The 17588-nt window shown below is 63.3% G+C and carries 19 protein-coding genes; 18 read left to right on the plus strand and 1 reads right to left on the minus strand.

Annotation, left to right across the window (positions count from 1 at the left end):
* The 11 genes from A985_RS23640 to A985_RS0100180 all read left to right on the plus strand — a co-directional run.
* On the plus strand, window positions 1-535 hold a 535-nt coding region (locus tag A985_RS23640; protein ID WP_039829609.1), incomplete at its 5' end, for a DNA polymerase III subunit gamma/tau C-terminal domain-containing protein.
* A 158-nt stretch (window positions 536-693) separates the two neighbouring features.
* On the plus strand, window positions 694-1020 hold the full coding sequence (locus A985_RS0100130) for a YbaB/EbfC family nucleoid-associated protein (protein ID WP_017231405.1): 327 nt from the start codon (window positions 694-696) through the stop codon (window positions 1018-1020).
* A gap of 35 nt (window positions 1021-1055) precedes the next feature.
* Window positions 1056-1652, plus strand: a complete 597-nt coding sequence (gene recR, locus A985_RS0100135; RefSeq protein ID WP_017231406.1) for a recombination mediator RecR — start codon at window positions 1056-1058, stop codon at window positions 1650-1652.
* Between the two features lie 249 nt (window positions 1653-1901).
* A complete protein-coding gene (locus tag A985_RS0100140; protein ID WP_017231407.1) occupies window positions 1902-3260 on the plus strand; it encodes a sigma-54 dependent transcriptional regulator in 1359 nt (452 codons plus the stop codon).
* A 752-nt stretch (window positions 3261-4012) separates the two neighbouring features.
* Window positions 4013-4585 (plus strand): hypothetical protein, encoded by a 573-nt coding sequence (locus A985_RS0100150; protein ID WP_017231409.1) that lies wholly within the window; start codon window positions 4013-4015, stop codon window positions 4583-4585.
* A gap of 5 nt (window positions 4586-4590) precedes the next feature.
* Window positions 4591-5103 carry a hypothetical protein gene (locus A985_RS0100155; RefSeq protein WP_026131488.1) on the plus strand — a complete coding sequence of 171 codons (513 nt, stop codon included), beginning with the start codon at window positions 4591-4593 and terminating at the stop codon, window positions 5101-5103.
* A 104-nt stretch (window positions 5104-5207) separates the two neighbouring features.
* Complete coding sequence (locus tag A985_RS0100160) at window positions 5208-5750, plus strand: hypothetical protein (RefSeq protein WP_232424475.1); 543 nt, start codon at window positions 5208-5210, stop codon at window positions 5748-5750.
* A 30-nt stretch (window positions 5751-5780) separates the two neighbouring features.
* Entirely contained in the window at window positions 5781-7163 is a 1383-nt protein-coding gene (locus tag A985_RS26850; protein ID WP_017231412.1) for a hypothetical protein, read from the plus strand.
* Between the two features lie 52 nt (window positions 7164-7215).
* Window positions 7216-7926, plus strand: coding sequence for a C39 family peptidase (locus A985_RS0100170; protein WP_051060032.1), 711 nt, complete (start codon window positions 7216-7218; stop codon window positions 7924-7926).
* A gap of 12 nt (window positions 7927-7938) precedes the next feature.
* Window positions 7939-8700 carry a hypothetical protein gene (locus tag A985_RS0100175; RefSeq protein ID WP_157211300.1) on the plus strand — a complete coding sequence of 254 codons (762 nt, stop codon included), beginning with the start codon at window positions 7939-7941 and terminating at the stop codon, window positions 8698-8700.
* A 248-nt stretch (window positions 8701-8948) separates the two neighbouring features.
* On the plus strand, window positions 8949-10394 hold the full coding sequence (locus A985_RS0100180; RefSeq protein ID WP_017231415.1) for a hypothetical protein: 1446 nt from the start codon (window positions 8949-8951) through the stop codon (window positions 10392-10394).
* Between the two features lie 138 nt (window positions 10395-10532).
* Here the strand turns inward: A985_RS0100180 and A985_RS0100185 are convergent, their stop codons facing one another.
* The gene (locus A985_RS0100185; protein WP_157211301.1) at window positions 10533-11162 is read right to left on the minus strand and encodes a hypothetical protein; all 630 of its coding nucleotides are present in this window, start codon (window positions 11160-11162) and stop codon (window positions 10533-10535) included.
* Between the two features lie 203 nt (window positions 11163-11365).
* On the opposite strand from A985_RS0100185, the gene A985_RS28820 reads away from it, so the two are divergent.
* From A985_RS28820 to surE, 7 genes are all read left to right on the plus strand, one after another.
* Window positions 11366-12091 carry a response regulator transcription factor gene (locus A985_RS28820; RefSeq protein ID WP_017231417.1) on the plus strand — a complete coding sequence of 242 codons (726 nt, stop codon included), beginning with the start codon at window positions 11366-11368 and terminating at the stop codon, window positions 12089-12091.
* Between the two features lie 325 nt (window positions 12092-12416).
* Entirely contained in the window at window positions 12417-13619 is a 1203-nt protein-coding gene (locus A985_RS0100195) for a CaiB/BaiF CoA-transferase family protein (RefSeq protein ID WP_026131492.1), read from the plus strand.
* 104 nt (window positions 13620-13723) lie between these two features.
* The gene (locus A985_RS0100200) at window positions 13724-14755 is read left to right on the plus strand and encodes an ABC transporter substrate-binding protein (protein WP_017231419.1); all 1032 of its coding nucleotides are present in this window, start codon (window positions 13724-13726) and stop codon (window positions 14753-14755) included.
* Entirely contained in the window at window positions 14755-15567 is an 813-nt protein-coding gene (locus A985_RS0100205; protein ID WP_026131493.1) for an ABC transporter ATP-binding protein, read from the plus strand. The genes A985_RS0100200 and A985_RS0100205 overlap by 1 nt, the downstream gene beginning before the upstream one ends.
* Before the next feature lie 6 nt (window positions 15568-15573).
* Entirely contained in the window at window positions 15574-15708 is a 135-nt protein-coding gene (locus A985_RS29630) for a hypothetical protein (protein ID WP_017231421.1), read from the plus strand.
* Between the two features lie 21 nt (window positions 15709-15729).
* Window positions 15730-16548 carry an ABC transporter permease gene (locus tag A985_RS0100215; RefSeq protein ID WP_017231422.1) on the plus strand — a complete coding sequence of 273 codons (819 nt, stop codon included), beginning with the start codon at window positions 15730-15732 and terminating at the stop codon, window positions 16546-16548.
* 164 nt (window positions 16549-16712) lie between these two features.
* The gene (gene surE, locus A985_RS0100220) at window positions 16713-17474 is read left to right on the plus strand and encodes a 5'/3'-nucleotidase SurE (protein WP_017231423.1); all 762 of its coding nucleotides are present in this window, start codon (window positions 16713-16715) and stop codon (window positions 17472-17474) included.
* Window positions 17475-17588 lie beyond the last annotated feature (114 nt).

A 17588-nucleotide genomic window follows, 5' to 3' on the forward strand; every position in this document is an offset into this window, starting at 1 on the left:
CGCAGGCGCCAATCGCGGAAGCGCGTCGCGCGCCTCCGACGAGGCGCCAGCCGGTGCCGACCCGGAGCCCGAGCCTGCAGGGGCTGCCGGTGCGTTAGCGGCAGCGTCTGCGGCGACCCCGCGTGCTTGCGTCTATCGTGAATCCGACGGTGTCGCACCGGTCTTTACCGGCGAATGGCCGGCATTGGCCGCCGGTCTCCCGGCACGCGGTCTTGCCCAACAACTGGCATTTCAAAGCGAGTTGACCGAAGTCGCCGGTCGCGCGTTGCATTTGCGCGTGCCGCTGCGGCAGTTGGCCGATGCGGCCACCACCGACAAGCTGCGTCAGACGCTGTCTGAGCACTTCGGCGCCGAGGTGCAATTGCATGTCGAGCTGGGGCAGGTGGGGACGACAGCGGCTTCGCTCGCCGCGCAAGCGGCGGCGGCGCGCCAGAGCGCGGCGGAACGGGCGATCGCGGACGATCCGCTCGTGCGCGAACTGATCGACGAATTCGACGCCCAGATTCTGCCGGGCAGCGTTCGCCCGTTACAATAAGGCCGTTCGCTGTAGCAATTCGGTGCCGGGTTTTCGAAGAAAATCCTCAAACGCGCGTTACACACGACGACACACGACGACACACCGCGATGCTCGGCGCGTACAGCATTGGACGCGCGGCATCTGACCCACCTCATACGATTTATTCAGGAGTCACCATGCTGAAGGGAAACATTGCAGGTCTGATGAAGCAGGCCCAGCAAATGCAGGAAAACATGAAGAAGGCGCAGGAGCAGCTTGCCCTGATCGAAGTCGAGGGTCAGTCGGGGGCGGGTCTGGTCAAGGTCGTGATGACGTGCAAGAACGACGTGCGTCGCGTGACCATCGACCCGAGCCTGCTGGCGGACGACAAGGACATGCTCGAAGACCTCGTGGCGGCGGCGTTCAACGACGCGGTGCGCAAGGCTGAAGCGACGGCGCAGGAGAAGATGGGCGGCCTGACCGCCGGTCTGCCGCTGCCGCCGGGCTTCAAGATGCCGTTCTGAGCGGTCCTCCGCCAGTTTAAAGAGACACACGACGCATGTCCCAGCTCTCGAGCCTGCAGGAACTCGCCGATGCCCTGCGCGCGTTGCCGGGGGTCGGCCCGAAGTCCGCGCAACGCATCGCTTACCATCTGCTGCAACGCGACCGCAAAGGCGCGGTGCGGCTGGGCGAGGCGCTGGTGCATGCCGCCGAGCAGATTCGCCATTGCGCGCGCTGCAATACGTTTACCGAAGTCGAGATTTGCGAGACGTGTCTCGATCCCGAGCGCGACACGAGCCTGCTGTGCGTGGTGGAAACGCCTGCCGACCAGAACATGCTGGAGCAGACGCTGACCTTCAAGGGGCTGTATTTCGTGCTCATGGGGCATCTCTCGCCGCTCGACGGCGTGGGTCCCGGCGAGATTCACTTCGAGCAACTGATTCGCCGCGCCACGGACGGCGTGGTCAAGGAAGTGGTGCTCGCCACCAACTTCACCAACGAAGGCGAGGCCACCGCCCACTATCTCGGACAGATGCTCAAGGCGCGCGGTTTGCGCGTGAGTCGGCTGGCGCGGGGGGTACCCGTCGGTGGCGAACTCGAGTATGTGGACGCCGGTACGATCGCGCGTGCCGTGCTCGACAGGCATACGCTCTGAGCATGACGCGCGCGTGTCGCGGTCCAACGCTGCGCGTAGGTACTGCTCCTCTCATCCAATCGGATTAGCTGTTATTCGGTATTTCTGCACCCATCCCGGTCTTCTAGACTGAACCTGCCGACTTGATGACCCACCAGCACGGGGAATTCAAAAAGTTCACGAGCGGCGCGGGGCCGTATTCCCGTCGTGTAGATCCGGTCGATGACCCAATAACTGCGCACGGGCACTGCTTAGGCAGGGAGTTAAGGTATGGCTAACGATACCGGGCGCACCCTGATTTACGCCTCCCGAAAGCACAACGACGGTCTGTTGTCTTTCCTGGGAGAGCAAGGCTGGCAAGTCTTGCCGGCCAAGAGCGCCAGCGACGTCAGTCGCATTCTGAATCCGGGGACGACCAGCGCAGCACTCATCGATCTGGCGAGCGGCTATAGCGACCGCGAGATGGGCGCGTTCGAGTCCTGCATGCAACCCGCCACGGTCGGCTGGGTTGCCGCGACGAATCCCGAACAACTCACGACGAAAGCGATTCGCCGGCTGATCCGCGACTATTGCTTCGATTACGTCAACGTTCCCTGTACGAACGACCAACTCGCCCATTCGATCGGACATGCCTGGGGCATGGCATCGCTCTCGGAGGTGCCGTTCGTCACGCCGCAAGTCGGCGGCGATCAGGAGATGGTCGGCACGTGCGAGGCGATGCAGCAACTCTTCCGCACGATCCGCAAAGTGGCCAATACCGAAGCCCCGGTGTTTATCTCGGGCGAGTCGGGCACGGGCAAGGAACTGAGTGCCGTGGCGATTCACGAGCGCTCGTCGCGTGCCAAGGGGCCGTTCGTCGCGATCAATTGCGGGGCAATTCCGCCGCACTTGATGCAATCCGAACTCTTCGGCTACGAACGCGGCGCCTTCACCGGCGCCAATGCGCGCAAGATCGGCCGTGTCGAGGCTGCCAATGGCGGCACGCTGCTGCTCGACGAAATCGGCGACCTGCCGATCGAAAGCCAGGCGAGCCTGTTGCGCTTCCTGCAGCAGGGCGCCATCGAGCGTCTCGGCGGACATGAAGTGATTCCGGTCAACGTGCGCATCATTTCGGCGACGCACGTCGATTTGGAGGAAGCCGTCAAAGAAGGGCGGTTCCGCATGGATCTGTTCCATCGCCTTTGCGTACTGCGGGTGGACGAACCGCCGCTGCGTGCGCGCGGGCAGGACATCGAGATCCTCGCGCACCATATTCTGCAACGCTTCAAGGGCGACAATCATCGCAAAATCCGCGGCTTCACCCAGTGCGCGGTACAGGCGATGTACGAATATCACTGGCCGGGCAACGTTCGCGAGCTGATCAACCGCGTGCGCCGCGCCATTGTCATGGCCGACGGCCGCATGATTTCGGCCAAGGATCTCGACTTGACGCCGTGGGTGCCGACCCTCGTGCGAACGCTCGAGGAAATTCGAGCGGAGGCCGAACGAACGGCCATCGAGCAGGCATTGCTGCGCCACTGTCATCGGCTCACGGACGTGGCGGCAGAGCTGGGCATTTCGCGCATTACCCTGTACCGCCTCATGTGCCGGTATGGAATGCGTGGTGACGAATCGGGCGTGCCGGCCTGATGTCTTCTGGCGAAGAGAGGGCGGCCGTCCTGTGATGAGCAGGGCGGTCGTTTCTTTTTGGGCTCCTGAATATCGTCGAGTTGAGCCCGCAAGTCTGACCGCTTTACGCCGTGTTTTCACCGCTGTCCTCGCAATCCGCGACTTCTGCCATCGCCAATAACGACGGGCGAATCCGGCGAACCTTCCCGCAGTCCTCTCGAACGTCTTCCATACGCATTGCGTTGTCTCGCCTTTCCAGAGAACGCGTCCCGCGGCGTCGTACGTGTGCGTCTGCGGTGCGTCGTCACCTGCGCTTTCCCGACCTCGCGAAGTCCTGCCTGCGGTCGGGGGGAACGCGCTTTGCCGCCGCCGAAAATGGGCGTGGCCGGTGGCCGCGCAGACCGATCAAAGATGAAACATCCACGGCACCGTACGGCGTCGCGCCTCGCGCGGGCATCTGTGACGACGCTGTGTCGTTACGTCGCAGGCGGATAAAACTGCCGCAATTCTGTCACCGGAAGCCCTTGTCAACCGGGGCTCCAAGGCAAGCGTCGCTGGCGACGCCGATATCGTTCGCAGTTCGGAATGTTTGTGGAATGCGTCGGTGATGTGGCACCGGCGGCCCGGCATGGCCTGCGTATCAATGCTGAAACGTTTTCGCGCATTGGCCCGGGCGTTCGGCCAAGTCGAAAAATCTAACGTCAATGTTTTCAATCACTTAAGTCGGGTGGCACGGAAGTCGCTTTATTGAGCCGGGCAAGGAGGGCACAGCGATGCGAATTCTCACCACCGACATTCAGTACCGAGTACGACAAGGCGCAGGCGCGCTGGCCGCTGCCATTGCCGCGACGTTCGGTCTGTGCGCTGCACCGGCGCAAGCGCATGAATTCTCGCGCTCGCCGCTTATGCATGTGGCGATGCTGACGGGCTCAATGGTGCCGACGTCGTTTTCGACGACGCTGCCTGCGACGCGGGTCACGGATGCTGACCCTGCCATGGTGGCACCGGTCTCCGACCTGGTCCCGGTCGCGGCCCGCACGACGACGGACGAAGCACCGGCCGCTGCCGGTGGCGACGACACGAGTCCCATTGCCAGCGTCCAGGACATGGGTGTGACCGGGGTGCCCCTTGCGGCAGCCCGTATCGATGACGCACAACTCGGGAGCCAGCGCGGCCGCAATCTGCAAGGCGGCGCGATGGTCCAGTCACCTGGAATGACGCTCGCCAACGGCGTGACGTTGTGGGACGAACTGCCCGGCGCCGTGACGCCGATGCCGCGTCCGCAACAACTGTCTAGCGGCGTGAACAACGTTCAGGTGACGCGTGTGACTTACTCCACGCGGTGAATCAGATGACTCAATTCTCCCTGTTGCATGCCGGCAGTGTCCTCGCCACGATGATGGTGGCGCTGACCCCGGCGCTGCTCCCCGGCCGCGCGCACGCCGAACCGGCGACGCCCGGGGACCTGGTGATCGAACGCAACATCGGCCCGGAAGTCGCCTATCGCGGCTTGCCCCGTGAGCAGAATCCGATTGGCATCGCCGTACCGGCATTCCCGACGGGGCCGTTCAACACCGCCATGGGGGCTGTCAATCAGGTCATGGATAGTGAGTTGACGGGCCGCGCCTCGGTCGGTCTCGTTACGGGGGCCGTGCGCTCCGGCATCGACCCGGTGATGGGGGTGCTGGTGGGCAATGCCCGCGGTGGCAACGCCCTCAACACCTCGAACGGCGTGGGCGGCGGCTTCAGCGCCGGGGTCGGCGGTGGCGGTGGTATCGGCAGCATCGGTACGCTCGTACCGTCAGTGATCAACTCGGCACTGGCACCGCTCACGAGCATTGGTGCGGCAGGAGCGGCGAAATGAGCGCGCATCGCCTGTCGCATCGTGCCCATCGCGCCATCGCTCTGGCGGCAGCCACCGCCCTGAGCGCCGTCGCAGGAGTGTCGTCGGCACAAGACGTGTGGATCGTGAACGGCGAACTCGCCGGCACGCACGCCACCATCGATAACGGTGTGGCGGTGGGTGTGACCGGGGCCCTTGGTGTCAATCAAGCGGCTGGCGTGAACAACGCCCAGGCCAACAGCGCGGTCATCGCCAATGGCGGCGGAGTGAGCGTCGGCGCATCGAGCACGAATCAACAGGCGCTCGTCACCACGACGACCGGCGCGGCCAGCGCCGCAATTCAAGGCAACGCATTTTCGGGCACCTCGGGGCTGACGCAAGTCAATCAGTCGAGCGGTGCCGGCAATCTTCAACGCAACGCCACGGTCATTGTGACGGGCGATGCGGCTGGAGTGGCGAGCGTATCGGATACGGCACTATCCGCTGCGATCGCTAAGGGTGGCCCGGCTGGGCACGACAACCTCAACGATCTGTTCCGCACGGCGTCGATTTCCGGTGACGCCTTCCGCGGTGCGAACGGTGTGGTCCAAGTGAACCAGTCGGCTGGGATAGGCAATGTAACCGCAAATGTTTTTGTGCTCCGTCCCCCGGCGGGCACATCTTTTTAACTGGGTAACTCTCTCGTCAAGGAGATGGTCATGAAAACGAAAGCAATTGCAGCGGCCGCACTGCTGGTAGCAACGGGTTCCGCCATGGCGTACCCGTCTCATCACCAGCAATACAGCTTCTCGTTCATCGGCAACGAAACCAACGTTCTGAACCTGGTCGGCATTTTCGGTCTGGTCGGCATTCGCGGCTGCGTCACGGTGGACAACACCGGCAACGCTGTCGTGCAAAGCAGCCAGATGGTCGACGCGCACGGCGTGCACCTGACGGGCCCGCTGCTTGGCAGCTACGTGACGGGCGACGTGACGTACGGCGTGCATTCCAAGACCACCACGGTCTCGAACCAGGGTAGCGCATACCTGCTCGCTGGCTCGACCAGGACGTCGTTCGACAACACGACGTCGTGGGTGAATGCCGAGGCCAATGGTCACCTGAACACCAGCCAGTCCTTCCAGGCCGGTGCCGGGTATATCGCGGGTCAGTCACACTCCGGCTCGGGCAGTTTCATCGCCGGTGGCGGGTATGAGTATTCGAACATTGCGGGTGGCTTCGGCGCCATCGGTGGCGGTCACTTCTGGCTGCCGGGTGGAGGTGGGGTGTACGGCGGCTACCTCTTCGGCAACTTCGGTGCAGGCCAAGGCGCCGCATGGGGCGGCTACGCCTACCAGCAGCAATCGCAGGAAGCTGCCGGCTTCCTCGCGGCAGGCTTCCTGAACACGCAGAAGAGCTTCGACGCAGGGTTCCACGGCTTGTTCAACGAAGGTCAGGCTTCGGTCCATAGCGAATCGATTGCCGCAGGCGCACTGTGGGGTTTCTCCGACACGTACATGAAGTCGACCACGTGGGTGCATGGCGCGATCACGTATCACATCAACACGGCGCAGTACCAGACGATGGGTGCCACGCTGGGCAATGGGGCATTGGCTAACGCCAACGGCAACATCGGTGTGAACGTGGCGGCAGGTGCCGACAACGCGCAGGCCAACAACGTCGCGATCGCTTCGCTCAATGCCCAGCCGGTGTATGCCTCGGCACAGGTGTTCGCGAACCAGTCGTCGAAGGGCTCGGCCAGCATCTCGCAGTTCTATGTCACTTCCAGCGTGGGGGACAACGCCCTCGCCGGTGCGACTGGCAATGTGGGTGTGAACGTGGCAGCAGGTGTGGGTAACGTGCAGCAGAACGGCCTGGCCGCCGCGGTCTCGCAAAGCGGTTATGGCTGGTACAAGGGCGGTGCGGCCAATTCGACGGCGCAAACCGACCAGTCGGCTTCGATGCACGCTTCGGGCGACTTCATCGCCAATGCTTCGCTGGGTAACGGCGCACTGTCGTGGGCCAGCGGCAACATCGGTGTGAACGTGGCTTCGGGTATCGGCAACGTGCAGAGCAACAGCCTTGCCGTCTCGGCAATCAAGTGAAGTACCGAACCGGTCCGGGGATTCCCGGACCGGTTTTTTCATGAGGTGTGACATGAATGATGCGCGTCGTGCCGCAGTGAGGATCGCTACTGTTTGCGCTCTGGCGTGCGCAAGCGTGGCCGGGCACGCGCAGTATGCATCGGTGAACCTCGAATCTTCGACTGGTGTACCGGCGGTCAAGAAGATGCGCTCGTTCAAGTCGATGCACTACGTGAATCTGGTCCAGCAGGAATACGACTTCAGCTGTGGATCCGCAGCCTTGGCAACGCTGCTGCGATACGGCTACGGGATCGACATACCCGAGCCGGAAATGATCCAGCGAATGATGGCGTTCTCCAACCCGGAAACGGTCATCAAGAATGGCTTCTCGATGCTCGACATGAAGAAATTCGTGGAGACACTGGGACTCGAGGGGCGAGGATTCAAAGTTGACGTGAACGCGCTTTACGACTTGCGCATCCCGGTCATCGCGCTGATCGACGTCAACGGCTATCAACACTTTGTAGTCATCAAGGCAGCGAAGGACGGACGGGTGTTCGTGTCCGATCCGGCGCTGGGCAATCGCATTATCGAGCAGGCCGATTTTGCCAAGCAATGGAACGGCTTGGTGTTGGCGGTCGTCGGCAAGCCGTTTTTGGAGGATTCACCGCTGCTCAAAGGAAACGAGTCCCTGGCAGTCAAGTTGCGCGACAGCGCCTTGGCGACCGGGACATCTCCGGCCCCGATGGTGGACTTCGGCATCATCCGGGCGGATCTGTTTTGAGACCAGACCATCATGAACCGATTTGTCCCGATGCTGGCAATCCCGCTGCTTGCAAGTGCCGTGCCGGCATTTGCATCGAGCGTGGTGCCCGAGAGCTGGACGCCTGTGAGCGATGAAGTGCTCGCGCACGCGACCGGCAAGTACGCACAACAGAACATGATCACGGGCTTTCAGCTCGTCATGCAGTCGCAATGGCAGATGCCGACCGGTGCGAGCCTGATGGCCACCGGCGTGCTGGGTGTGAATCAAAACGGCGGCGGCGTCCAGGTGCAGACCGGTGCCGCGACCGGCATTATCCCCGGTCTGGTCAACGCGACCGGGCCGATTACGCAGTCAGTGTCGGGCGCGTCGAGCGTACTGATCAACGGCGTCGCCCAGATCACGCAGGTGGCCGGCGACGCGAACAACGCCCTGAACAAAGCCATCATTCAGTTCGGTCCCGGGGTAACGATCGCGTCGCTGGTGCCAATCGGCGGGCAGGGCGCGAACAGTTCGCAGACCACGGTGGGCAATTTGAGCGCCAGCGTGGCCATTACGTCGGCCGGCATGCAGATCACGTTGAATACGCCGAACGGCAATCTCGGCCAGAGCGTGGGCGGCGGGGCCGGTGCGGCGATGAACCAGATCATGCAGGTCGTGCAGGTGGCGGGTAACGCCCAGCAGGTCATGAACACGATGCAACTGAATCTGCAGACGAATCCGCTTACGTCGGCCGCACTGCATCAGGCCGGCATTCAGAGCGCGTTGGCAAACATCGCCGCGATCCGCCGATGACGGTTGAGGATCGTCAACCCAAGTCGACGACGTGAAGCGCAAGTGAAGGGTAAGTCAAGAGCAAGTGAAGTGACGGCGCCGCGCTGCCATGGGTGCGCAGGGTGACGCCGGCAACCGTGTCCGGCGACGTTGTAACCCTTGGCCGGACGCCAAGATAACGAGAAGTGGGGCGTCGCCGCAGGTCGCTTGCGGTGAACAAGAAGGTGATGTCGGCAGAGCCCGGGCATTGCACGTCCACCGGAAACGGAATGGGTTTCGCACGCATCACCCCGCAGTCGAGCAGCAAGGACAACCGTTGTTGGCAATACGTGTTTGTTGGATTGCGCGCGGACGCCTGTCCGCACCTTTACCCGGGGGGGATCATGAACACTCATCGCTTTTTTCCCGTTGCCGCTATTCCGTTGGGGGTACTGCTTTTCACGCTATCGGCCCAGGCTCAGGAGCATACGAACCCATCGCCGGACGACCGTCTGCAAATGTTGATGGACATGGTCGACCGGCAGCAGCGGGAAATTTCTTCTCTCAAGCAGCGCCTCACGGATATCGAGATGGCGCAACGCGGACGCGGTCTGACCGCCTGGGATACTGCGCAGATCGCGCAGGTCTCGCCCGGTGACGGATCGGCCGCCGGTTCGGCGGGTACGCCGGGCGGTGGGGCCGCCGGCGCGTCGGGGCCCTCATCGGCCACGCCGATCGGCGAGACCCAGCAGATGCAAAAGAGCACGAGCGAATCGCAGCGCACGCCGGCCGAAGAGGCAGTTGTGCAGGCCCAGCACGCGCCGCTGTTCGACCACAAGCTGACCATCGATACGGGGATCAGCTACAGCTACTACGACCGGCGTCAACTCGTGCTGAGCGGCTTTCTCGCCCTCGATGCCATCTTTCTCGGCCAGTTGAATCTCGGCGAGACCAAGGCCAACGTCTGGACGTTCGACGTCAACACGCGCTACGGGATCAATGACCGGTTGAGCGTGGCGTTCGACGTGCCGTATCTCTACCGCAATTCGGACTTCATCTCGGGCGGGGTGGGCGGTGCGGCATCGTCGGTGAGCGACATCAGCAAGAACTCGGCGAACATCGGCGACGTGAATGCGTCCCTGTACTACCAACTCGTCAAGGAGAACGCGAACTGGCCCGATATCGTGGCCTCGTTTCGCGTGACCGCGCCGACCGGTACGTCACCGTTTGGCATCAAGCTCGGCACGCCCGATCCGACCAATAACAACCTGACGACGCCGTCGCGACTGCCGACGGGCAACGGCATCTGGGCGTTCACGGCCGGCCTGTCGTTCCTGCGCACCTACGATCCGATCGTCTTGTTCGCGAACGTGGCGTACACCTACAACGTGGCCCGCACGTTCGACGACGTGTCCGCTGTCGAAGGCACGACGCAACCCGCGAAGGTCAAGCTCGGCGACATCATTCAGGTGGGCGCGGGCATGGCATTGGCGCTCAACGACAAGACGGCGCTGTCGATCTCGTATTCGACGGCGATCTCGCGCGCGACGAAGACGGCCAGTCCAGGCGGCGCCTACACCACGGTGGCGGGCAGCTCGACGAACGCGGCGTCGCTCAATTTCGGCATCAACTATGCGATCAACAAGCACTGGACGGTCAACGGTTACGTCAATGCGGGGATGTCGCCGGACGCGCCGAACTACGTGATCGGTTTGCGCTTCCCGTACACGTTCTGATGACGGGGGCATCGCGTAGGTGTGGAAGAAGGCAGCAGGAACGGGGTTTGCGCGTCGCCGGCACCGACGACGCGCATGGAATCAAGGTCAGGGAAGGCGGATGCAATAGCGACGGGCGCGGCCCGTCGCGACCTTCGGTTAGCGCGACGGGCGGGGGGGCATAGCGCCAACCCCTGCGTTGACGGACAGACGGGTCGGCTGCATTCCCGCGGACAGGGCAGGGGGTGAAACGTGCGAAATCGCAGCGATCATGCGCGGCCCATTCGGCAAGGAAATCGATGCCTGCGTGGGTTTGGGCAGTGGCGCGGGAGGGACGACTTCGTCCCAGAGGCGTACATTGTTCGCCGTTTGCGCCACGGTGTGGGCCGGAGCAATGGCGACGGGCGCAATGCCCGGCACGTTGGCGACGATGCTGTGCTGCAGGTTCGCCGCACGCGTGCTGGCGAGCAAGGCGTCGCTGACCGCGACCGGAACGCCGCGCATATCGACCGCCTGGGCTTGCGCGGAGACGGCAACGCACGCCGCCACCAGACAACCCATAGCAACGCACGTCATCTTGACGCTGATCTTCTTGTTCATGGTATGCCCCCCGGCCTCCAACGACTGTCCTCCCAGCACACGTTGTATTTTATGGCGCGATTCGAGAAAAGGAAGGGAAAAAAGTAATAGCGGAATGTTAGAAAATTGAGTAAATAATTTACGCAGATTGCGGTTTGTCGCGCGAAGGCAACATGGAGCGGCGTTCGTGAGTTCGGGACCCGGTGCCATGCGGGTTTCGTGCGTAAATTGCGCTACAAGCGAGGTGACGCCTGATGTTTGCCTCATGACGAAGGCTGGAGGGTTTCTTCGGTTTTCGTAGCCGCCTGGGCATGTGTCGAGCATGCGACAGGCGGGCAACTCATGAGCACATCGGGCTTGATAACAAGCGGGGCGGCGGCCCGGGGGGGCTGACCGGAACGACGGGGGAAACCATGCGTGTGCTGGTCGTGGGTGAGGCTGCCAGTTGGCTGAGCGGCCTGCAGGTCGCACTGCAGACCGACGCGAACGCGACGCCGCCGGTTTTGCGTCATGTCGACGAGGTGACGGCGCAGGACTGGCTTTGGTTGCGCGAGTTGCCGTCGCGTCGCGCGCTCGTGCTTGCCGAGTCGGTGGCCCGTACGCCAGACATCGATGGTCTGTGTGCGACGGCCGCCGACTGTGCGCCGCCCGTCCCGGTGCTCGTCATCGGAGATGCGGGTTTTCCCGATGAAATCATTCGCTGGCTGCAGGCTGGTGCGGCGGCATGTCTGCCATGGCCGAGTTCGGTTGCGCGCACGCGTGCGGTCTTCGATCTGGCGTTCACGGGCGGTCGATTCGTTCCCGACGAGGCCATCTCGGCATTGCTCGTGCTTTGGCGCCAGGAGGCACTGGGCGAAGCGCTGCCGCTATCGCGTCTGCCGGTGTTCCCGATGGGCGGCGACAAGGCGACGCAACTGGCCGAGTCGGCGCTGCTCGGAATCTCCGCGCGGCAGTACGAAATTCTGGCACTCCTATCGCGCGGTTTATCCATCAAAACGATCTGCCAGCAACTGGTGATCTCCGAGGGAACCGCCAAGACCCACGTGTCTGCCCTGTACCGGCGGCTCGGCGCCCGCAATCGTGGCGAGGCGATCTACATCGCGGCGCAGCGCGGGGCGCGTCATCTGTTCGAGACCTGACGAGCGGCCCCGGGTTGCCCGATCGGATTTCGCGACCATTCAACCCGGAACTTTCCGGGAATCGCTGCGCGATGGTTGGCCGATCGCGGACTGTCGAATTACTATACGAGCTTCGTTTGCCACCCATTGCGACAGGCGCCGCCGACGGCGGCGTCTCGAAGTCGACGGCGATGCCCGTCGACGAGGCACAGGAGTCCACGCGTTGTCCAAGTCGTCCAAGCCGTTCGAATCTGTATTGCCGCAAGGTCCCGCCCCGGTGTCTACGGCATCCGCTGCCGGCCCGTCTTCCGACGCCACCTCGTCGCAGGGGGGCGGCGCCGCCGGTCTGCCGGCGCGCGGCGCGCTCGCCGGCGTGAAGGTGCTCGAACTCGGCACACTCATCGCGGGTCCGTTTGCCGCGCGCATGCTGGGGGAGTTCGGCGCCGAAGTCATCAAGATCGAGGATCCGCAGCACGGCGATCCGTTGCGCAAGTGGCGCAAGCTGCACCCCGACGCGGGCGGCACGTCGCTCTGGTGGGCCGTGCAGGCGCGTAACAAGAAATCGGTGACGATCAACCTCAAGTCTGCCGAGGGGCAGGAGATCGTGCGCAAGCTCGCCGCGAAGGCCGACATCGTGGTCGAGAATTTCCGTCCCGGGCTGCTCGAGCGATTCGGATTGGGGTACGAGCAACTCTCGGCCGACAATCCGGGGCTCGTGATGGTGCGCCTGTCGGGCTACGGGCAGACCGGGCCGTACCGTGACCGGCCCGGCTTCGGCGCGATTGCCGAGTCGATGGGCGGACTGCGCCATATCACCGGGTATCCGGACCTGCCACCGCCGCGCATCGGCATTTCCATTGGCGACTCCATCGCGGCGCTGCACGGCGTGATTGGCGCGATGATGGCGCTGCATCACCGCAATGTGAACGGCGGGCGGGGGCAGGTGGTCGACGTCGCCCTTTATGAGGCCGTTTTCAACCTCATGGAGAGCGTGGTGCCCGAGTACAGTGTGGCCGGCATGGTGCGCGAGCGCACGGGCGCGTCGCTGCCGGGGATCGCGCCGTCGAACACCTATCCGTGCGCCGACGGCATGATTGTGGTGGGCGGCAACAGCGATCCGATCTTCAAGCGGCTGATGCACGCCATCGGCCGGCCCGATCTGGCGGACGATCCCGCCCTTGCGCACAACGACGGCCGCGTGCCACGCACGCAGGAAATCGACGATGCCATCGGCCAATGGACGCGCACGCGTCCGATCGACGACGCCCTGGCCGTGCTGCAAGGGGCCGACGTGCCGGCAAGCCGTATCTATACCGTGGCCGACATGTTCAAGGATCCCCAGTTCATCGCGCGCGAGATGATTCAGCGTCACACGTTCCCGGACGGCACGCCCATCGATCTGCCGAACGTCACGCCCAAGCTTTCGCAAACGCCGGGGCACACGCAATGGCTCGGCCCGGCACTTGGCGAGCACACCGAAGAGGTGCTCGGGCAACTAGGTTATGATGCCGAACGAATCAAGACACTGCGCGAGAACGGCGTCATTTGAGCTGCGCTGATCTCGCGCAGGACCACGGGGCGCGGCACCGTCTGCGGCTCGCGAATAAGCACGTTACACCAAGAAAAAACGCTGCAACCACGGAGACAAACCTCATGCAACGACGTCAGTTCGTCACGACGCTGGCCGCGGCCGGCTTGATCGGCGCAGGCATTCGCCCCAGCTTCGCGCAAGGCAAACTCGAGAAGACCAAGGTCGCGATCGCCGTCGGCGGCAAGAATCTGTTCTATTACCTGCCGCTCACGATTGCCGAACGCCTGAATTACTTCAAGGACGAGGGTCTCGACGTCGAAATCTCGGATTTCGCCGGTGGCTCGAAGGCGTTGCAAGCCCTCGTGGGCGGTAGCGCCGACGTGGTGTCGGGCGCTTACGAACATACGATCCTGTTGCAGGCGAAAAACCAGTTCATCCGCGCGTTCGTGCTGCAGGGGCGCGCCCCGCAGATCGTCTTCGGCGTGTCGAACAAGACAATGCCGAATTACAAGTCGCTGGCCGACCTGCGTGGCAAGAAGATTGGCGTGACGGCGCCCGGCTCGTCCACCAACATCATGGCGAACTTCGTGCTGGCCAAAGGCGGCGTCAAGCCCAACGAGGTAGCGTTCGTCGGTGTCGGCGCGTCGTCCGGTGCGCTCGCCGCGATTCGCTCGGGCAATATCGACGCCATCGTCAACCTCGATCCGGTGATCACCATGCTCGAGCGCGACAAGGAGATCCGCGTGATCTCGGACACGCGTACGCTCAAGGAGACGGTGTCGGTGTTCGGCGGCCACATGCCAGCGGGGTGCCTGTACACGAACGAATCGTTTATTCAGAAGAATCCGAATACGACGCAGGCGCTGACCAATGCGATGGTCCGTGCGTTGCGCTGGCTTCAGACGGCTGGGCCGGCGGACATCATCAAGACGGTACCCGACGCCTATCTGCTGGGCGACCGCGCCTTGTACCTCGATGCCTGGGGCCGCGTGAAAGAGGCCATGTCCCCGGACGGCCTGATTCCCGCCGACGGCCCGGCCACGGCGTTGCGCACGTTGCAGGCGTTCGACGAATCCGTCAAGGGCAAGCCGATCGATCTGGCGAAGACGTTCACGAACGAATTCACGAAGAAGGCCGACGCCAAGTACAAATGATGACAGCGCCGGCTCTGAGTTTCGACAGCATTACGTGTACGTTCGTCGCGCGAGACGATCGCGCGAAGCGTTACACGGCCGTGGCCGACACCTCGCTCGACATTGCGCCGGGCGAGTTTGTCTCGGTCGTCGGCCCCACCGGTTGCGGCAAGTCGACGTTGCTCAACGTCGCTGCCGGGCTGCTGGCGCCGTCGTCCGGTACCGTCAAGGTGTTCGGCGAGGCGCTCAAGGGCATCAATTCGCGCGCCGGCTATATGTTCCAGGCCGAAGCGCTGATGCCCTGGCGCAACGCCATCGACAACGTGACCGCTGGGCTGGAGTTCCGTGGCGTATCGGCCGAGGAAGCGAAGGCGCGCGGACACGAGTGGCTCAAGCGCGTGGGGCTGGGCGGGTTCGGCGATCGCTACCCGCACCAGCTCTCGGGCGGCATGCGCAAGCGCGTGGCCATGGCGCAGACGCTGATTCTCGATCCGGACATCATTCTGATGGACGAGCCGTTCTCGGCGCTTGACATCCAGACGCGTCAGCTCATGGAAAACGAGTTGCTCGACCTGTGGGCGGCCAAGCGCCGGGCGGTGCTGTTCATCACGCACGATCTGGACGAGGCGATAGCGCTATCGGACCGTGTCGTGGTGCTCTCGGCAGGGCCGGGCACGCATCCGATCGGGGAGTTCCGCATCGATCTGCCGCGTCCGCGCGATGTGGCGGAAATCCGCACGCATTCGCGCTTCACCGAGCTGCACGCCCAGATCTGGGACGTGCTGCGAGAGGAAGTGCTCAAGGGCTATGCGCAACAGTTGAAGGCAGTCTGACACGTCATGTGGCAAATCACCGACTTTCTGTTCGGCGGGTGCGGCTGGGTGCAATGGCTGGACTGGCTCGACTGGCTGGATGGGTTCGATTTGCCGGATGGCTTTGGTGGGTTCGATTGGCTTGTCCGATCGCTCGTCTGATATTCCCGGAATTCGTTCGTCATGCGTAATCGTTCGATCATGCGGCACTTGCGGTTGTGGCAATGGCTGCTGCTGGTGGTGGCTTTTCTCGTCTGGTATGTCCTCACGAGCCCGACGCTGCTCCCCGCGTTCTACTTCGACAGCCCCGACAAGGCGGCTTTCTTCTTTGGCGAGCCGCAGAAGGTATTGCTCCAGATCTGGCAGTGGTTCGCCGGCGGGGAGATCTATCTGCATCTCGGCGTCACCCTGCTCGAGACCGTGCTCGCCTTTGTCATCGGCACGGTGTTCGGGCTGGCGGTGGGACTGTGGCTGGCGCTCTCGCCGAGCGCCGGCGCGCTGTTCGATCCGTACATCAAGGCGGCCAACTCGATGCCTCGCGTGATTCTCGCGCCGATCTTCGGCGTGTGGTTCGGGCTTGGCATCTGGTCGAAAGTCGCGCTGGGTGTAACGCTGGTGTTCTTCATCGTGTTCTTCAACGTGTACCAAGGCGTAAAGGAAGTCAGTCCGGTCGTGCTGGCGAATGCCCGCATGCTGGGCGCGAATCAGCGGCAGTTGCTGCGTCGCGTGTATCTGCCGAGCGCCACGAGCTGGGTGTTCTCCAGCCTGCACAACTCGGTCGGACTCGCGTTCGTCGGGGCAGTGGTCGGGGAGTATCTGGGGTCGGCGCGCGGCGTGGGCTACCTGATTCTGCAAGCGGAAGGCACGTTTGACATCAACGCCGTGATTGCCGGCGTCTTGATCCTGACGGCGTTTGCCCTCGTGCTCGACGGGCTCGTCGGTGTGGTCGAACGGCGTTTGCTCGTCTGGCAGCCGCAGGCCGGCGAGACCGAGAAGATGTGAGGTACGGCCGCTGGCGACGCCGATGTCGCCGGCGGTCGTGACGGCATGGCGGCAAATTTGTGGCAGATCCGTGGCCGTTGTGTTGCCACCGAATCGCCGCAACGACAGGCGTGATGCTGTGATGGCGTCATATCCGGGCACCTTTCCTCGGTTACAATTGCCGCATGCGAATCCTGCTCAGCAACGACGATGGGTATCAGGCGCCTGGCCTGGCCGCGCTTTACGAAGCGCTGGCACCGCTTGGCGACATTACCGTAGTGGCGCCCGAACAGAACTGTAGCGGTGCGTCCAATTCTCTGACCCTGCAACGGCCGCTGTCGGTGTTCAAAGGCGGCAACGGCTTCACGTTCATCAACGGCACCCCGACCGATTGCGTGCACATAGCGCTGACCGGGCTGCTCGACGAAAGGCCCGATATCGTTGTGTCCGGCATCAACAACGGCCAGAACATGGGCGAAGACACGCTCTACTCCGGCACAGTGGCGGCGGCCACCGAAGGGTTTCTCTTCGGGATTCCCTCGTTCGCCTTCTCGCAAGTCCATAAAGGCTGGGATCACCTCGATAGCGCCGCGCGCGTGGCGCGCGAGGTCGTCGAGCGGTATATGGAGCGCCCGCTGGGAGCGCCCTTCCTGTTGAACGTCAATATCCCCAATTCGCCGTACGACCACCTTAAGGGCGCAGTGGCGACGCGACTTGGGAAACGGCATCAATCGCAGCCGGTGATCCGTCAGGAGAATCCGCGTGGCGAAACGATTTACTGGATCGGGCCGGCTGGCGACGCGCGCGACAGCAGCGAAGGCACCGATTTTCACGCCGTGGCGCACGATTACGTCTCGGTCACTCCCTTGCAACTGGATCTCACGCATACCGCACGGCTTGGCGTCGTGCACGACTGGCTGGCCAGCGCAGGGGTGACCCAACGATGACGACACCGCCAAAGCGTTTTCCTCTCCCCTTGGCCGATGTGATGAGCCGTCGGCAACGTCAGGCGCCGGTGCTCGACAAGGCGTCGCGGGCCAGTCCCGCCGGCGCGCCGCCTG

Origin of the sequence: Pandoraea sp. B-6 (assembly GCF_000282835.1) — a bacterium.
Taxonomy (GTDB): Bacteria; Pseudomonadota; Gammaproteobacteria; order Burkholderiales; family Burkholderiaceae; genus Pandoraea; species Pandoraea cepalis.

What these genes read in the sequence shown, in the direction of transcription:
- A985_RS0100150 (WP_017231409.1), top strand. Translation starts at nt 4,013, where the DNA reads ATGCGAATTCTCACCACCGACATTCAGTACCGAGTACGACAAGGCGCA.
- A985_RS0100180 (WP_017231415.1), top strand. Translation starts at nt 8,949, where the DNA reads ATGGGTTTCGCACGCATCACCCCGCAGTCGAGCAGCAAGGACAACCGT.
- A985_RS0100185 (WP_157211301.1), bottom strand. Translation starts at nt 11,162, where the DNA reads ATGGCACCGGGTCCCGAACTCACGAACGCCGCTCCATGTTGCCTTCGC.
- A985_RS29630 (WP_017231421.1), top strand. Translation starts at nt 15,574, where the DNA reads ATGTGGCAAATCACCGACTTTCTGTTCGGCGGGTGCGGCTGGGTGCAA.
- A985_RS26850 (WP_017231412.1), top strand. Translation starts at nt 5,781, where the DNA reads ATGAAAACGAAAGCAATTGCAGCGGCCGCACTGCTGGTAGCAACGGGT.
- recR (WP_017231406.1), top strand. Translation starts at nt 1,056, where the DNA reads ATGTCCCAGCTCTCGAGCCTGCAGGAACTCGCCGATGCCCTGCGCGCG.
- A985_RS0100130 (WP_017231405.1), top strand. Translation starts at nt 694, where the DNA reads ATGCTGAAGGGAAACATTGCAGGTCTGATGAAGCAGGCCCAGCAAATG.
- A985_RS28820 (WP_017231417.1), top strand. Translation starts at nt 11,366, where the DNA reads ATGCGTGTGCTGGTCGTGGGTGAGGCTGCCAGTTGGCTGAGCGGCCTG.
- A985_RS0100215 (WP_017231422.1), top strand. Translation starts at nt 15,730, where the DNA reads ATGCGTAATCGTTCGATCATGCGGCACTTGCGGTTGTGGCAATGGCTG.
- A985_RS0100170 (WP_051060032.1), top strand. Translation starts at nt 7,216, where the DNA reads ATGAATGATGCGCGTCGTGCCGCAGTGAGGATCGCTACTGTTTGCGCT.
- A985_RS0100155 (WP_026131488.1), top strand. Translation starts at nt 4,591, where the DNA reads ATGACTCAATTCTCCCTGTTGCATGCCGGCAGTGTCCTCGCCACGATG.
- A985_RS0100205 (WP_026131493.1), top strand. Translation starts at nt 14,755, where the DNA reads ATGACAGCGCCGGCTCTGAGTTTCGACAGCATTACGTGTACGTTCGTC.
- surE (WP_017231423.1), top strand. Translation starts at nt 16,713, where the DNA reads ATGCGAATCCTGCTCAGCAACGACGATGGGTATCAGGCGCCTGGCCTG.
- A985_RS0100200 (WP_017231419.1), top strand. Translation starts at nt 13,724, where the DNA reads ATGCAACGACGTCAGTTCGTCACGACGCTGGCCGCGGCCGGCTTGATC.
- A985_RS0100140 (WP_017231407.1), top strand. Translation starts at nt 1,902, where the DNA reads ATGGCTAACGATACCGGGCGCACCCTGATTTACGCCTCCCGAAAGCAC.
- A985_RS0100175 (WP_157211300.1), top strand. Translation starts at nt 7,939, where the DNA reads ATGAACCGATTTGTCCCGATGCTGGCAATCCCGCTGCTTGCAAGTGCC.